This is a genomic window from Kutzneria sp. CA-103260 (assembly GCF_018263855.1).
In the GTDB taxonomy this organism is placed as follows: Bacteria; Actinomycetota; Actinomycetes; order Mycobacteriales; family Pseudonocardiaceae; genus Kutzneria.
Window position 1 is genome coordinate 964,409 of record NZ_CP073318.1, and the last position, 14,245, is coordinate 978,653.

At 71.0% G+C, this 14,245-nt stretch carries 14 protein-coding genes; 7 read left to right on the forward strand and 7 right to left on the reverse strand.

Annotated features, from left to right (window positions below):
* Window positions 1–52: 52 nt before the first annotated feature.
* On the forward strand, window positions 53–2,842 hold the full coding sequence (locus tag JJ691_RS04195; protein WP_211767484.1) for a BTAD domain-containing putative transcriptional regulator: 2,790 nt from the start codon (window positions 53–55) through the stop codon (window positions 2,840–2,842).
* Between the two features lie 30 nt (window positions 2,843–2,872).
* On the opposite strand, the gene JJ691_RS04200 is transcribed toward JJ691_RS04195, so the two are convergent.
* Complete coding sequence (locus JJ691_RS04200; RefSeq protein WP_211767485.1) at window positions 2,873–3,409, reverse strand: TetR/AcrR family transcriptional regulator; 537 nt, start codon at window positions 3,407–3,409, stop codon at window positions 2,873–2,875.
* Window positions 3,402–4,415 (reverse strand): agarase, encoded by a 1,014-nt coding sequence (locus JJ691_RS04205; protein WP_249227666.1) that lies wholly within the window; start codon window positions 4,413–4,415, stop codon window positions 3,402–3,404. Before JJ691_RS04205 ends, JJ691_RS04200 begins: the two co-directional genes overlap by 8 nt.
* Window positions 4,416–4,520: 105 nt before the next feature.
* Here JJ691_RS04205 and JJ691_RS04210 point away from each other — a divergent pair, with 105 nt between their 5' ends.
* Both JJ691_RS04210 and JJ691_RS04215 read left to right on the forward strand, forming a co-directional pair.
* The gene (locus JJ691_RS04210; protein WP_211767487.1) at window positions 4,521–5,255 is read left to right on the forward strand and encodes a sugar phosphate isomerase/epimerase family protein; all 735 of its coding nucleotides are present in this window, start codon (window positions 4,521–4,523) and stop codon (window positions 5,253–5,255) included.
* Window positions 5,252–6,346, forward strand: a complete 1,095-nt coding sequence (locus JJ691_RS04215) for a Gfo/Idh/MocA family protein (protein ID WP_249227667.1) — start codon at window positions 5,252–5,254, stop codon at window positions 6,344–6,346. The genes JJ691_RS04210 and JJ691_RS04215 overlap by 4 nt, the downstream gene beginning before the upstream one ends.
* Before the next feature lie 81 nt (window positions 6,347–6,427).
* Here JJ691_RS04215 and JJ691_RS04220 read toward each other — a convergent pair whose 3' ends face one another.
* Entirely contained in the window at window positions 6,428–7,030 is a 603-nt protein-coding gene (locus tag JJ691_RS04220; RefSeq protein WP_211767488.1) for a TetR/AcrR family transcriptional regulator, read from the reverse strand.
* 119 nt (window positions 7,031–7,149) lie between these two features.
* Here JJ691_RS04220 and JJ691_RS04225 point away from each other — a divergent pair, with 119 nt between their 5' ends.
* Together JJ691_RS04225 and JJ691_RS04230 are read left to right on the forward strand one after the other, a co-directional pair.
* Window positions 7,150–7,899, forward strand: coding sequence for a DeoR/GlpR family DNA-binding transcription regulator (locus JJ691_RS04225; protein ID WP_211767489.1), 750 nt, complete (start codon window positions 7,150–7,152; stop codon window positions 7,897–7,899).
* Window positions 7,896–9,101, forward strand: coding sequence for an MFS transporter (locus JJ691_RS04230; RefSeq protein WP_211767490.1), 1,206 nt, complete (start codon window positions 7,896–7,898; stop codon window positions 9,099–9,101). Before JJ691_RS04225 ends, JJ691_RS04230 begins: the two co-directional genes overlap by 4 nt.
* Here JJ691_RS04230 and JJ691_RS04235 read toward each other — a convergent pair.
* The 3 genes from JJ691_RS04235 to JJ691_RS04245 form a co-directional block, all read right to left on the reverse strand.
* A complete protein-coding gene (locus tag JJ691_RS04235; RefSeq protein WP_211767491.1) occupies window positions 9,077–10,921 on the reverse strand; it encodes a maleylacetate reductase and hydroxyquinol 1,2-dioxygenase domain-containing protein in 1,845 nt (614 codons plus the stop codon). The two genes, JJ691_RS04230 and JJ691_RS04235, sit on opposite strands and share 25 nt — an antisense overlap.
* 3 nt (window positions 10,922–10,924) lie before the next feature.
* The gene (locus JJ691_RS04240) at window positions 10,925–11,479 is read right to left on the reverse strand and encodes an NADPH-dependent FMN reductase (RefSeq protein WP_249227668.1); all 555 of its coding nucleotides are present in this window, start codon (window positions 11,477–11,479) and stop codon (window positions 10,925–10,927) included.
* Window positions 11,480–11,584: 105 nt separating this feature from the next.
* Window positions 11,585–12,229: a class I SAM-dependent methyltransferase gene (locus JJ691_RS04245; RefSeq protein WP_211767493.1), complete on the reverse strand. Its 645-nt coding sequence runs from the start codon at window positions 12,227–12,229 to the stop codon at window positions 11,585–11,587.
* A 72-nt stretch (window positions 12,230–12,301) separates the two neighbouring features.
* On the opposite strand from JJ691_RS04245, the gene JJ691_RS04250 reads away from it, so the two are divergent.
* Complete coding sequence (locus JJ691_RS04250) at window positions 12,302–13,243, forward strand: Lrp/AsnC family transcriptional regulator (RefSeq protein WP_249227669.1); 942 nt, start codon at window positions 12,302–12,304, stop codon at window positions 13,241–13,243.
* Here JJ691_RS04250 and JJ691_RS04255 read toward each other — a convergent pair.
* Window positions 13,199–13,738 carry a TetR/AcrR family transcriptional regulator gene (locus JJ691_RS04255; RefSeq protein ID WP_211767494.1) on the reverse strand — a complete coding sequence of 180 codons (540 nt, stop codon included), beginning with the start codon at window positions 13,736–13,738 and terminating at the stop codon, window positions 13,199–13,201. The two genes, JJ691_RS04250 and JJ691_RS04255, sit on opposite strands and share 45 nt — an antisense overlap.
* 79 nt (window positions 13,739–13,817) lie before the next feature.
* Here JJ691_RS04255 and JJ691_RS04260 point away from each other — a divergent pair, with 79 nt between their 5' ends.
* Window positions 13,818–14,237 carry a nuclear transport factor 2 family protein gene (locus JJ691_RS04260; RefSeq protein ID WP_211767495.1) on the forward strand — a complete coding sequence of 140 codons (420 nt, stop codon included), beginning with the start codon at window positions 13,818–13,820 and terminating at the stop codon, window positions 14,235–14,237.
* The last annotated feature ends 8 nt before the right edge of the window (window positions 14,238–14,245 follow it).

The following is a 14,245-nucleotide window of genomic DNA, read 5'->3' on the forward strand; positions in this document are numbered from 1 at the left end:
TCACCTGCACGTGTGGTGATTACACCCGGCTGGCCGATGGAGTGCCCGCGTCGTGGCGTCGATCTGTGCCTTCGTGTCCGACGACATCAGAATGCGGGTGCTCGGCCCCGTGGAGATCGCCGGCCCGCACGGGCCGGTCGCGCTACGGGGCAGGGGGCACCGAACCCTGTTGGCCCGGCTGGCGCTGCGTCCCGGGCAGCCCGTCGCGTCGTCCGCGTTGATCGACGCGCTGTGGGACCAGGCGCCGCCGACCGCGCCCAAGACGCTGCGCAGCCACGTCGCGCACATCCGCCGCGACCTGCGCGCCGCCGACGTGCTGAACATGATCGTCACCAGGGATCCCGGGTATCTGCTGCGCGTCCCGCCGTTCTCGGTGGACGTCGTGCGCTTCGAGTCGCTGGCCCGGCGGGGCCGCCAGTCGCTGTCGGTCGGCGATCACCGGGCCGCCGCCGACCAGTTGCAGGCCGCGCTGACGCTGTGGCGGGGCGACGCCCTGGACAACTGCCGGCCGGGGCAGTGGGTCCGGCAGGAGTCCGCCCGGCTGGCCGATGCCCGGCTGGACGCGCGGGAGGACCTGTTCGCCGCGGAGCTGTCCCTCGGCCGGCACGCCGAGACGGTGGGGGAGCTGTCCGGACTGGTCGTGTCGCACCCGTTCCGGGAACGCCTGTGGGAACTGCTGATGCTGGCTCTGTACCGGTCCGGGCGGCAGGCCGAGGCACTGGCCGCGTTCCGGCGGGCCCGGTCCACTCTGGTGGAACAGCTCGGGGTTGAGCCGGGCACGCGGCTGCGCCGACTGGAGAGCGCCATTCTGGCCGAGGAACCGGTGGTGCACGAGCCGCCCGTGTCGGTGCAGGCCGTGGTGTCCGGCCTGCCGGCGGAGATGACGAGTTTCATCGGCCGTGAGCAGGAATTGGCCAAGCTGGGCGGCATGTTCGCCGGCGGACGGCTGGTGACGCTGGTCGGCACCGGCGGCGTGGGCAAGAGCCGGCTGGCGCTGCGGTCGGCCGGTCAGCTGGCGGCGTCCGTGCAGGGCGGGGTGCGGCTGGTGGAGCTGGCCGGCCTGCGCGACCGGGCCCTGGTCCCGCACGCCGTGGCCGAGGCGCTGGGCGTGCGGGACCAGTCCGGTCGGTCCCCGTTGGCCGTTCTGGTCGATGTGTTGCGGGATCAGGATGTTCTGGTCGTGCTGGACAACTGCGAGCACCTGTTGGACGCCTGCGCCGACTTCGTGGCCGCGCTGTTGCGGGGCTGCCCGCGGCTGCTGATGCTCGTGACCAGTCGGCAACCCCTTGGCGTGGCGGGGGAGCAGGTGCTGATCGTGTCGCCGATGCCCGTCGAGCACGCGGCGATGCGGCTGTTCGCCGACCGGGCCCGGGCCGTGGTTGTCGACTTCGCCGTGACCGCCGACAACGTGCGGGTCGTGGAGAAGCTGTGCCGGCGGCTGGACGGCATCCCGCTGGCCATCGAGCTGGCCACGCTGGTGTTGCGGACGTTGACACCCCAGCAGATCCTGTCCCGTCTGGACGATCGGTTCGCGTTGCTGAGCGGGGCCCGGCGGGGCGTGATGGCCCGGCACCAGACCATGCGGGCCGCGGTGGAGTGGAGCTTCGAGCTGTGCACGCCGGACGAACGCCTGCTGTGGAGTCGACTGTCGGTGTTCGCCGGCAGTTTCGACATCGAGGCGGTCGAGCACGTGTGCGGCGACTCCCTGGCCCTGGTGGCCCGGCTCGTCGACAAGTCGGTGCTGTCCTCCCAGACCGTGCGCGGGGTCGTCCGCTATCGGCTGCTGGAAACCCTCCGCCAGTTCGGCGCCGAGCAGCTGGTGGCCGAGGAATCCTTGCGGCGCAGGCACCTTGAGTGGTGCCAGCGGCTGGCCGAGTGGGGCGAGCGGGAGTGGTTCGGGCCCAACCAGGCCAGGGTCTTCGCCCGCATCCACGCCGACCGCCTGAACCTGCGGGCCGCCCTGGAGTTCTGCCTGGAGTCCGATCCGGCCGCCGGGCTGCGGCTGGCCGGGACCCTGTGGTTCTACTGGATCGGCTGCGGTGTGTTCGCCGAGGGCCGGCGGTGGCTGGACGCGTTGCTGCGGCTGCCCCATCGCGGTGCGGAGCGGAACAAGGCCTTGTGGGTCAACGGATACGTCGCCACCTTGCAGGGCGACACCGCCGGGGCCGTGCTGCTGCTGGACGAGTGCCGCGCCCAGATCGAGGACCGTGTCGCCTTGGCGTACGCCACTTTCGTCCGTGGCGCCGCCGCTGTCTTCGACGACGACCTCGACGCCGGTTCGGTGTTTCTGGCCGAGGCCAGCCACTCCCTGACCGAGCTCGGCGAGCTCAACAGCAACGTCATCATGACCAAGGTCGCCCTGGCCATCACCGACGCCTTCGCCGGGAACCTGCCCGCCGCCGTCACCCTGGCGCAGGAGGCCCATGCCGTCGCCGAACACCACGGCGAGCAGTGGGCCCTCGCTTACGCCCACTACGTCCTGGCTTTCGCCGCGTGTCTTGAGGGCGCCCTGGATCAGGCCGCCGCACACGCCCGGCAGTGCCTGACCGTCAAGCAGACCTTCAACGACCTGCTCGGCATCGCTGTCTCCGTCGAGCTGCTGGCCCTGCTCGCCGCCCTCGGCGGTGATTGTGCCCGGGCCGCCACCCTGCTCGGTGCTGTCTCCGCCATCTGGCCCCGCGTCGGTGTTCCGCTGTTCGGCTCCCGGAACTTCGCCGCACCGCACGACCAGTGCGAGTCCCTGGCCCGCAAGGCGCTCGGCGAGCGGCCGTACGATCTGGCGTTTTCCAGTGGTGTCAAGCTTTCCATCGACCAGGCGGTGGCGATGGCGCTGCGGGCCTGAGTCAGGCGGTTCGGTCGACCCGTTAGGCCACTAGCGCGCCTGGAGAGCCGCCGCCACGACCTTGTCCGCGAAGTCGTGGTCGATGGGGGCGTGGCCGGTGAGTAGACGGTAGTGCAGTGGCGCGAAGACCAGGTCCAGCAACAAGTCCGGGTCGTCGTCGGCGATGAGCGCCCGCAACGGCTCGCGCCGGGGGAGGAACCAGTGCTCCCGCAGCGCGGCGGCGAGCTCCGGATCGGTTTGGGCAGCGCCGATCAGTTCGCGGAGCAGGGCCCCGAGCTTCGTGCCGACGTACAGGTCGACGAAGTGCCGGGCGTGGGCCCGTAGCGTCTCGGCCAGGCCGGTCGTGGTTCCTGGCGGCGGGGTGGCCCAGGCCCGAGCCAGAAACGCTTCCAGGGCAACGGCGTTCTTGTTGGTCCACCACCGGTAGATGGTCCGCTTGCCGACGCCGGCCTTGGCCGCGATGGCGTCGACGGTCACGGCCGACCAGCCGCCGGCGACCAGCAGGCTCCACGTGGCGTCCAGGATCGCCTGGTGTGACTGGGGATTGCGGCGGGAGGCGTCAGGCACGGCGGTTCACCGCCGCGACCCGCTCGACAAGCTCCGCGTACGGCTCGTCCCAGGGATCCTTCAATCCGAAGCCCCGCTGGGGATTCTCCACATAGCTGCACCAGTGCCAGCCGAGAATCCAGTCCTCGGCGGCAAAGGTGCCGGCCAGCAGCTCGTACCCGTCGGCGCGGCTTTGCTGGTCCGGTTCGCTTCCGGTCCGATGTGGACTCATCACCGTCGGGCACCAGTTGCCCGTGTCGGCGATGAGCACCGGCAGCCCGGTCCGCTCGCGCCACCGGGTGATCCTCGTCATCGCCTCGTCCACCTTGCGTCCCGGAAACGTCTGCACCGAAAGGACATCCACGTGCTCCGCCATCGCGTCCAGCACCGGTTCGGGCGCGCCGGCCCTGGTTCCGTAGCGGTCGCCGAGGATCAGGTGGTGCGGATCGTGCCGGCGGATCGCCTCCGTGGCCACCCGGTAGTAAGCCTCGGCGACCTCTGCCAGCGGTCCCTCCCAGCCCTTTCCCGTGTGGTGACCGGTCCAGGCCGGGCCGTCGACCAGGAAGTAGCCCAGCAGCAACGGATCCGCCGGCCGGCAGATCGTGCGAGCCAGGTGGTCGCAGTACTCGGCGAAATCCCTCGACCTCGGGTCCCGGTAGGCCGGATGTCCGTTCCAGCTCTCGATCTCCGCCACCCGCAGGGCCAATGTGTACGGCATACCCGCCTCGGCCAACTCCTCGCCCGGGATGCCGCCCGAATGCGGCAGGTCCACCGGGACTCCCGAGGTGCCCAGCCCGGTGCCGCTGACGTACTCCGGCGTCCAGCCGATGGTGTTGAAGCCCCACGCCCGCAGGTCCCGGGCCAGGCCCTCGCGCAGCCACCGGCGCCGCGACCCGCCGTACCGCTCCCGCCAGATGGCCTCGTTGTGCGGGTACCGCAGGTTGGTGTCGTCGGCGTGGGAGATCCCGATCGACCGGAACGGCCGCCCCTGGGCGTCGACCAGTCGGCCGCCTGTCAGCGTGAACACGCTCTCACGATACGAACCGGTTCGTCTCTCCATAACCCCTGGCGCAGATTTCTACCGGGTGGTAGAGATTTGGGTGACGCCGGTCACCGACCTCGAGGAGTTGGGATGAGCGAGCTTTCCGTGCAGCTGTACTCGGTCCGGGACAAGTTCGCCGAGGACCCCGGGGCGGTGTTGGCGCGGCTGGCCGAGATGGGGTTCAAGCACGTCGAGCCGTACGGCGTGCTGGAGAACCTGGAGACGCTGCGCGCCGGGCTGCCGGGCAACGGCCTGAGCGCGCCGACGGCGCACGCCCGGTTGATCGGGGCGGACCAGCAGGCGGTCTTCGCCGCGGCGGCGGAGCTGGGCATCGACGTGGTGATCGACCCGTATGTCGGCGACGAGCACTGGCAGAACGCCGGCGACATCGGCGCGACGGCGGACGCACTCAACGCGGCGGCGAAGCTGGCCGCCGAGCACGGCGTGCGCGTGGGCTACCACAACCACTGGTGGGAGCTGCGGTCCCGGCTCGACGGCCGCAGCGCCTTCGAGGTGTTCGCCGATCAGCTGGACCCCGAGCTGGTGCTGGAGGTCGACACCTACTGGGCGACGGCCGGCGGGGAAAACGCGCCGGAGCTGCTGCGCCGGCTGGGCGGCCGGGTGCACGCGATCCACGTCAAGGACGGCGGCCTGGAGACCAACGCCACCGGGCAGGTGCCGGCGGGCCAGGGCCAGGTCCCGGTGGCCGACGTGCTCGCGGCCGCGCCGCAGGCGCTGCGGGTGGTCGAGTTCGACCAGTACGCCGGCGACATCTACGAGGGCATCGCCGCCAGCCGCGCCTTCGTGCTGGGCCTGGAGCCGTGACCGGGCCGATGGGCGTCGGCGTGATTGGCGCCGGCGTCATCAGCGACAAGTACCTGACCAGCCTCACCAGCTTCCCCGACCTGCGGGTGCTGGTCGTCGCCGACCTGGACACGACCCGTGCCGCCGGCCAGGCCGCCAAGTACGGGGTGCCCGGCGCCGGCACGGTCGCCGAGCTGCTGGTCAATCCGGCGATCGAGCTCGTGATCAACCTGACCGTGCCCACCGCGCACGTCGACGTCGGCCTGGCGGCGCTGGAGTCCGGCAAGCACGTGTGGGCCGAGAAGCCGTTGGCCATGGACCGTCAGACCGGCCGCAAGCTGCTCGACCGGGCCCGTGAACGTGGCCTGCGGGTCGCCAGCGCCCCCGACACCGTCCTCGGCGCCGCCCTCCAGACGGCTCGGCGGGCCATCGACGCCGGAGCCATCGGCACCCCGATGTCGGCGCTGGCCCTGCTTCAGACGCCCGGGCCGGAGGACTGGCATCCATCGCCGGAGTTCCTGTTCCAGCCGGGCGCCGGGCCGTTGCTGGACATGGGGCCGTACTACCTGACCGAGCTGATCCAGCTGTTCGGGCCGATCCACCGGGTCACCGGCGTCGGTGGCCGGGCCCGGGACCGGCGGGTGATCGGCAGCGGCCCCAAGGCCGGCACCGAGTTCCCGGTGGACGTGCCCACCACCGTCAACGCCCTGATCGAGTTCGAACGCGGCGGCTTCGCCCAGGCCGTGTTCAGCTTCGACTCCGGCGTCCGGCGCTTCCTGATCGAGGTCACCGGCCCGGGCGGCACCGCCGTCCTGCCCGACCCCAACCAGTTCACCGGCGACACCGTCCTGCACCGCCGCGGCAGCGAAGCCGAAACCCTTGCCGCGCAAGGCCCTTCCGCCGAACGCGGCACCGGCGCCCTGGAGCTGGCCCGGGCCGTCCGAGCCGGCGTGCCGGAACGGGCGTCCGGGGAGATGGCCTTCCACGTGCTCGACGCGATGCTGGCGGTGGAGGAGTCGATCACTTCTCGGCATCCGGTGGAGGTCACCAGCACCGTCGAGGTCCCGCCCGCTCTCCCCGCCGACTGGGACCCCTACGCCGCCACCCTCTAAGCCCCCGCGAGTCCCGCTCTCAGGCAACTGAATGTCGAGTTCCGAACTCGACACATGGTTGCCCCAGAGCGGGACTCGCGGTTAGTCGAGGGGAACGGTCAGCAGGGACTGGAGGTAGAAGCGCAGGGAGGCGACCAGGTCCACGGTGTCGGGGGTGGTGAGCCACTGGACCTGGAGGCCGTCCATCAGTGCGATGAAGGTGACGGTGGCCAGCTCGGGGTCGATGTCGGCCCGGAGCTGGCCCCGCTCGGCGAGGGCCCGGAAGGTGTCGCGGATGCCGGCGCGGGCCTCGTCGTAGTGGCGGCGGAAGTACTCGTGGGCCGGGTGGTCGGGGGCGACGGCCTCGGCGGCGAGGCGGGAGTAGAGGTCGACGATGCCGGGGTGGCGGACGTTGTGCGAGGCCAGGGCGAGGTAGTGGCGCAGCACCTCGAGCCCGGGCGGGGAGGAGAGCTGCTCGCGTTCGGCGTCCTCGGCGTCGCGGCGTTCGAGCACGGCGGCGAGCAGGGCCTCCTTGGTGGGGAAGTAGTACAGCAGCCCGGCGTGGGACATGCCGACCCGCTTGGCGATCTCCCGCATCGACGCCCCGTGGTAGCCGACCTCGCCGTAGGCGGCGGCCGCCGCGGAGAGGATGTCCTCCCGGCGGATCCGGCCCTTCAGGTAGCCCCCGGTGTCGACGGCGCGCATGAATCCATCATGCCGCAGCCGGAAAGGCACAAACGGCGTGATAGAACGAACAAACAAGTTGTGCGAACGAGCGGGGAGGTGGAAACATCCCAGGGGTGCGGGGAAACGAGCGTCAGCGGGTGATCGTCGAGCGGCTCAAGGGCGCTCAACAGGTCACCGTGGCTGAGCTGGCTGAGGTGACGGGCGCGTCGGAGATGACCGTGCGGCGCGACCTGGACGTGTTGGCGGCGCACGGCGTGCTGCGCCGCGTGCACGGTGGCGCGGTGCCGGCGACACCATCCGGGGTGGAGCCGCCGTTCGCGGCCCGCGCGGTGTCGGCACCGGCGGCCAAGAAGGCGATCGCCCGGGCTGCGGTGGAACTGATCCGGGACGGCGAGACGATCGTGCTGGACAGTGGCACGACGGCGCTGGAGGTGGCCCGGCTGCTGCGCGACCGTGCGGTAACGGTGATGCCGTTATCTCTGCACGCGGTCACCGAACTCCTTGACGCGCCAAGGGTTCGGCTGCTGGTCCCGGGCGGTGAGCCGAGGCCGGGCGAGCTGGCCATGGTCGGACCGCTCACGCTGGCGTCGTTGCAGAAGCTGCGGTTCGACGTCGCGGTGCTCAGCCCCTGCGCGTTCGACCTGGAGGCCGGCCTCACCGCCTTCGATCTGCACGACGCCGAGGTCAAGCAGCAGGCCCTCGCGGTGTCAGCCCGCAGTGTCGTGCTGGTGGACGGCGCGAAGTGGGACCGCGCTGCGCTGGCCCACGTCTGCGCCGCCGACCGCCCCGACGTCGTCGTCACGGACCCGACCGCCCCCGAAGACCAGCGCCGCGCGCTGGCCGACCGCGGCGTGCTGGTGCACGTCGTCGCCGAGGAGCCGCAATGAGCGACCGCCTGACTTCCCCGCCCCGCACCGCCCGGTTCGCCACCTTCCTCATCTTCTGCCTCAACGGTTTCGGCCTCGGCATGTGGCTGGTGCACCTGCCCAACGTCGAGCACAACATCGGCGTCCCGCACAGCGTGCTGGGCCTGCTGCTGCTGGTGCTGGGCGGCGCGGCCCTGATCGGCATGCAGGTGGTCGGCCCGCTGGTGGACCGGATCGGCCCGCGCCGGCTCACCCCGGCCGCCGCGGCGGCGTTCGGGCTCTCGCTGACCGTGCCCGGCTGGCTGACGTCGTGGTGGTCGCTGGGCCTGATCCTGATCGTGATGGGCTTCGCCAACGGCGCGCTGGACGTGTCGATGAATGCCCACGCCGTGGTGGTGGAACGGGGTTACGACCGGCCGATCATGGCGGCGTTCCACGCGATGTGGTCGATCGGCGGCGCGTTCGCCGCGCTGATCGGCGCGGTGGTGCTGAACGCCAACGTGCCCACCGGCCTCACAATGACCATCACCGGACTGTTCGTCGCCGCGCTGTCACTGGTCGCCCTGCGGTTCACCATCGACGCCGACCACCACGGCCGCACCGAGGAAACCGTTGACACGGAAGCGAAGCCGGCCCCGCCGAAGAGCCTGGTGTGGATTCTCGGCGGCCTGGCGCTGGCGCTGATGCTGGCCGAGGGCGTGGCCAACGACTGGGCCGCGCTGGAGCTCAAGGGCATCCTCAACGCCTCGGCCAGCGAGGCCGCGCTCGGCTACGGCGCGTTCGCGGTGGCGATGACCATCGGCCGGTTCGCCACCGACCGGGTCGCCGCGGCGATCGGCGCGACCCGGGTCGTCCGCTACGGCGCGGCCATCGCCGCCATCGGGCTGACCGTGGCGTCGGTCAGCCCGTGGATTCCGTTGGCGCTGGTGGGATGGGCGCTGTTCGGCATCGGACTGGCCGGCGGCGTGCCGCAGCTGTTCACCGCCGCCGGCAACCTCGACCACCGCTCGGCCGGGGCCCTGATGGCCCGGGTCGTCGGCCTCGGCTACGTCGGCCTGCTGGCCGGGCCGGCCGTCATCGGCGGCCTGACCCGGCTGATGCCGCTCAACGTGGCCTTCGCGCTGCCGATCATCCTCTGCGTGCTGACCGTGGTGTTCGCCTCCGCGCTCAATCCCCGCGAGGAGAAGGAACTCGTCGGTCAGCGGCCGATGCGGAACGTGTAGTCCAGCCGGCGCCAGCCGCCCGTCACCTCGCGTCCGGCGGGCGGCGCGCCCTCGGCCACCGGGAAGTCCACGATCAGCCCGTCCTTGACGCCGAACACCGTGTCGGAGTCCAGGTACCGCCCGCCCTTCACGAACAGCTGGGTGACCAGCTTGTGGTGGCCGGGCGCCATGATCATGAAGTGCACGTGCGGGGCCCGGTACGGATGCCGGTTGGTGCCGCCCAGCATCTGCCCCACCGGACCGTCCTCCGGCACCGGGTACTCCTTGGGCAGGATGGTCCAGAACTCCAACCTGCCCTGGTCGTCGGCGACGAACCGGGCCCGCAGCACCGGGCCGTCCAGGTCGGGCAGCTGCACGTCGTAGAAGCCGTCCTTGTTGGACTGCCAGACGTCCACCACCGCGCCCGGCACCGGGGTCCCGTCCACGTCGGTGATCGCCGTCGACACCCACAGCGGCTCGCCGTCCAGCCCGCCGGAGATGTCCGCGCCGTGCTCCATGGCCGGCGGACCCTCCACGTAGAACGGCCCGAGCACCGCCGACGGCGTGGTCAGCGGGCTGCGTGAGTTGGTCAGGGCGTCCACAATGGACGAAACGCCGAGCGTGTCCGACAGCAGCACGAACTCCTTGCGCTTGTCGTCGCTGATCTGCCCGGTGCGGGTGAGGAAGTCGATGGCGAACAGCCACTCCTCCTCGGTGAGGTCGTTGTGCACGGCGAAGTGGTGCAGGTGCCGCACCAGGTCGGTGAGCAGCCGCTTGAGCCGCGGGTCCGGGGTCTCGTCGAAGCTGCCGATCACCTGTGCGGTCAGGGCGCTCAGCTCCGGCGCGCCCTCGGGCCGCCGGCCCTCCCAGGCTGCGCGCAGCACTGTCGCCGGCTCGATTCCGTCCAAAGAGGACTCAGTCAAGCCCAGTTCCCGCAACGAGGTCGGACCACCGAGCGAGACCACGAGGTCGAACACCGCCGCTGCGGCGTCCGGCACGTCCAACACCTCGGCCACGCGGGCCAGCGCCGCCGGCGCCTCTTTTTCCATATAGGCCATGACCTGCGGCAGCATCACGGTGTGGGTCTCGGCGTGCGGCAGGTCGAACTGGCCGCCGAGCAGGTGGCACAGCCTGTGGTGCAGGCCCATGCTCACCGACAGGCAGGTGCCGGCGAGCCACGCCGACTCCAGCAGCTCGGCCCGCGCGTCCACATCGGACGGATTCGCGGCGACCAGCGGCAGCGCGTGCGTGATGCTCCGGATCGCTTGCAGCGCAACGGCATCGACCTGGGGGTTGGCCTCGGGGGAGTAGAGCGCCTCGACCGCGTGCGCCAGGGCGTTGATCCCGCTGGTCACCGTGGTCGGTACCGGCAGGCCCAGCGTGAGGTCCACGTCGTAGATCACGGTCTCCGGCAGCACGTCCGGCGACCGGCGGGTGGTCTTGCGGCCGTTCTCGGTCTCGCCGAGCACCGGCGTCACCTCGGAGCCGGCATAGGTCGTGGGCAGGATCACCTGCGGCACACCGGTTCGGGCCGCCAGCGCCTTGGCCAGCCCGGTGGTGGAGCCGCCGCCGACCGCGACCACGCAGTCAGCGGCGGCCGACTTCAACACGTCCAGCGCCTGCGCGGTCACCTCGACGGGGGTGTGCATGCGGGCCCCGTCGAACTGTGCGACGACCAGCTCACCGAGCGCCGCGGCGACCCGCTCGGCGTGCCGCGGCCGGGCCAGCAGCAGCACCCGGGAACCGCCGACGCGCCGCACCTCCTCGGCGACCGCGGCGACCGTGCCGGCGCCGAAGACGACCCTGGTGGGACTGGGGGAGTGCACGAAACCGCGCGTCATGGTTCAGCCTCGGATCTGGTCGTGCAGCGCGGACAGCAGCTCGCGCAGCAGGTTGATGGTCATCTCGTCGGTGACGTTGCCGCCGTCGTCGAACCGCTGGGCCACGCCGAACACCATCACCTCCGGCTTGGCGACGACGTGCGAGTGGGTCGCGAGCAGCATCTGACGCAGCGAGAGCAGACCCCGGACGCCGCCGAACGCGCCCGGCGACGAGCTCATGACGGCGACGTGCTTGTGCCGCAGCACCGAGTCGGCCGCCGGCCGTGAGGCCCAGTCCAGCAGGTCCTTCAGGCCGCCGGGAATGGAGTAGTTGTACTCCGGGCTGGCGATGAGCAGCCCGTCCGCGTCGGCGACGGCCTGTCGCAGCCGGGTCACCGACTCCGGCCGGCTCTCCTCGTTGTCCAGGTCCTGGTTGTAGTGCGGCAGGTCCGCGAGCCCTTCGTACCGGGAGACGGTCATCCCGGCCGGCGCGTGCTTCTGCGCGTTGCGCAGCAGCGCCGTGTTGAACGAGCCGGCGCGCAGGCTGCCGGAGATGCCGAGAATGTTCAGGTCGGTCAACGGGGGCTCCTCACGGTTCGACAAGGTCCACTTAAACGCTATCGGGACCCCGGTGCCAGCCCGCATCCCGCGGTCGACCCATTCGGAAAGTTTCGGTGTCCTGGGTCACTCCCGGGTCGCGCGGACCCGCCAGCAGGCCAGTTCCGCTCGGTCGCGCGGCGCCACGTCGGCCGCCTCGAACAGCGCCACCATCGTCGCGCCGGCCGCCACCAGCGTCGTCTCCTCGAACTCGGTGATGATCCATCCGTTGTCGGACAACGGTTTGCGCACGTCCTGTTCGGACAGTGGGAACGGCGACGGCAGGCCGTCGAACAGTCGGTCGGAGAAGGTGATCAGGTGCAGCACGGCGTCCCGGCGGGTGGCCCGGTGCAGCGCCTGGAGGTGGCGGATCCGGTCGTTCCCGACCAGGCAGTGGAACAGCGAACAGCTCAGCACCGTGTCGAAGGAGGCGGGGAATTCGCCGAGGTCGGCCGCGTCGGCCACGGCGAAGCGGACGCCGCTGTCCGGAAAGCGCTGGCGGGCCTGGGCGATCGCGGTCGGGCTGCAGTCGACGGCGGTGACGGTCAGTCCCCGGCTCTCGAGGTGAACGGCGTTGTCGCCGAGGCCGCAGCCGACGTCGAGCACGTCGCCGCGGTAGTCGAGGTCGGCGATCGCCGGCTGCGGTTGCCCGATGTCCCAGGGGATGCCGTTGTGCTTGAGGCCGGCGGCCAGCGGGGCGCCGCGGTAGAAGGCGTCGAAGTCGTTGCGCATGCCACCCAGTCTGCGTTCGCGCCGGCGTCGGGGCCTAGGGAGACGGCGTATTCCGGCGTTAGTCTGCTCGATGTGACGGAATCAGTCGTCCTGGACGACATGGATCGCGGACTCCTGCACGCGTTGCAGCTCGACGGCCGGGTTCCGTTCGCCCGGGTCGCCGACGTGCTGGGCGTGTCGGAGACGACCGTCGCCCGCCGGTACAAGCGGCTTCGGTCCGTCGCTTCGCTGCGGGTGGTCGGCGTGGTCAACGGCGTGCTGTTCGGGCGGACGGCATGGACGCTGCGCCTGCGCTGCACGCCCGATGTCGGATTGCCGCTGGCCAAGGCCTTGGCGAAGCGGTCGGATGTGTCGTGGGTGCACGTGATGTCCGGTGGTGCGGAGATCTCGTGCCACGCCCAGTTGCCGCAGGGTGAGGAATCGGTGCTGCTGGAGAAGCTGCCGCGGGCCGGCCGGGTGCTGGATGTCAGCGCGCATTCCGTGTTGCACGCCTTCACGTTGCCGCCCGACTGGTCCGGTCTGCGATGGTTGTCCGACGATCAGGTGGGGCGGCTGCGACCGGAGGAACCGAGGAGTGCTCGGGTTGAAGTCGACGCCGCCGACCGGGCGTTGTTGGAGCTGCTTGCGGTTGACGGCCGCGTGCCGTATGCGGAACTCGCGGCGCGGACCCGGCTGTCCGAGTCGACCGTGCGCCGGCGGCTGGATCTGCTGCGGCACAACGGTGTCGTTTCGTACCAAGTGGACATTCCGGCGAACTTGCTGGGCTACGGCACGCAGGCCCGGCTGTGGCTGACCGTGCCGCCGCATGCGTTGACCGAGGTCGGTCGGCGGTTGGCCGACCACGAGGAGACGTCCTTCGTGGCGGCCACCACCGGGCCGACGAACCTGGTCGCCGTGGTGGCATGTCGGGACAGCGCCGGGCTTTACCGGTACCTGACCGAGAGTGTCGGGCCACTGCGGGAGATCACGTCACTGGAGACGGCGGTTCTGATGCGCACCGTCAAGCAGGGTTAGCGCCGCTCGCTTGGCCTGGTGGGCCGGTTCGACGGTGCCGCCGATGGCCGCCATGGTGATCGCCCCCTCGGCCAGCAGGGTGATCTGGTCGCCGAGCTCGTCGTCGCCGGCCAGGTCCCGGATCAGCTGCCGGAACGCTTCCTTGTGCCGGCGGGCGATGCCGGCGACGGCGTCCGAGGTGCCGCCCAGCTCGCCGAAGGAGTTCACGAAGGCGCAGCCGCGGAAGTCGGGCTCGGCGAACCACTCCGCCAGCCAGTCGAAGACGGCGAGCACCGTGCCGGCCTTGCCGGCGTGTTCCCGGACCGAGGCCAGCCAGCGCTCGTCGCGGGCGGTCAGGTAGTCCAGCACGAGCCGGTCCTTGGACGGGAACAGCTGGTAGAGCCGCTTGAGCGAGACGCCGGCGGCGGCCCGCACCTGGTCCATGCCGACCTGCTGCACCCCCCGCTCGTAGAACAGCGTCTCGGCCGCGGCCAGCACCTCGGCTTGTTCGATCATGTCCGCCCCTTGCGTGGAGAACCAACGTTCTCCTACTGTAGCTCGGAGAACGACCGTTCTCTAGCGACAGGAGACGACCATGGCCGAGCAACGCCCGCCGCTGCCGCCGTTCACCGAGGAGACCGCCCGGGCCAAGGTGCAGGCGGCCGAGGACGCGTGGAACAGCCGTGACCCCGAGCGGGTGGCGCTCGCGTACACCGAGGACTCGGAGTGGCGCAACCGGGACGTGTTCCTCAAGGGGCGGGACGAGATCCGGGAGTTCCTGCGCCAGAAGTGGGCCCGGGAGCAGGACTACAAGCTGCGCAAGGAGCTCTGGGCGTTCACCGGCAACCGGATCGCGGTGCGCTTCGAGTACGAGTCCCGCGACGCCGACGGGCAGTGGTGGCGCAGCTACGGCAACGAGCAGTGGGAGTTCGACGAGAACGGCCTGATGGCCCGCCGCTACGCCAGCATCAACGACCTGAAGATCACTTCAGGCGAGCGCCGGCTCGCTCTGTAGTGTCGCAG

Bases quoted from the DNA above. Each gene is read 5' to 3' on its own strand.
- JJ691_RS04210 (WP_211767487.1), top strand. From the start codon at position 4,521: ATGAGCGAGCTTTCCGTGCAGCTGTACTCGGTCCGGGACAAGTTCGCC.
- JJ691_RS04220 (WP_211767488.1), bottom strand. From the start codon at position 7,030: ATGCGCGCCGTCGACACCGGGGGCTACCTGAAGGGCCGGATCCGCCGG.
- JJ691_RS04230 (WP_211767490.1), top strand. From the start codon at position 7,896: ATGAGCGACCGCCTGACTTCCCCGCCCCGCACCGCCCGGTTCGCCACC.
- JJ691_RS04235 (WP_211767491.1), bottom strand. From the start codon at position 10,921: ATGACGCGCGGTTTCGTGCACTCCCCCAGTCCCACCAGGGTCGTCTTC.
- JJ691_RS04245 (WP_211767493.1), bottom strand. From the start codon at position 12,229: ATGCGCAACGACTTCGACGCCTTCTACCGCGGCGCCCCGCTGGCCGCC.
- JJ691_RS04255 (WP_211767494.1), bottom strand. From the start codon at position 13,738: ATGATCGAACAAGCCGAGGTGCTGGCCGCGGCCGAGACGCTGTTCTAC.
- JJ691_RS04260 (WP_211767495.1), top strand. From the start codon at position 13,818: ATGGCCGAGCAACGCCCGCCGCTGCCGCCGTTCACCGAGGAGACCGCC.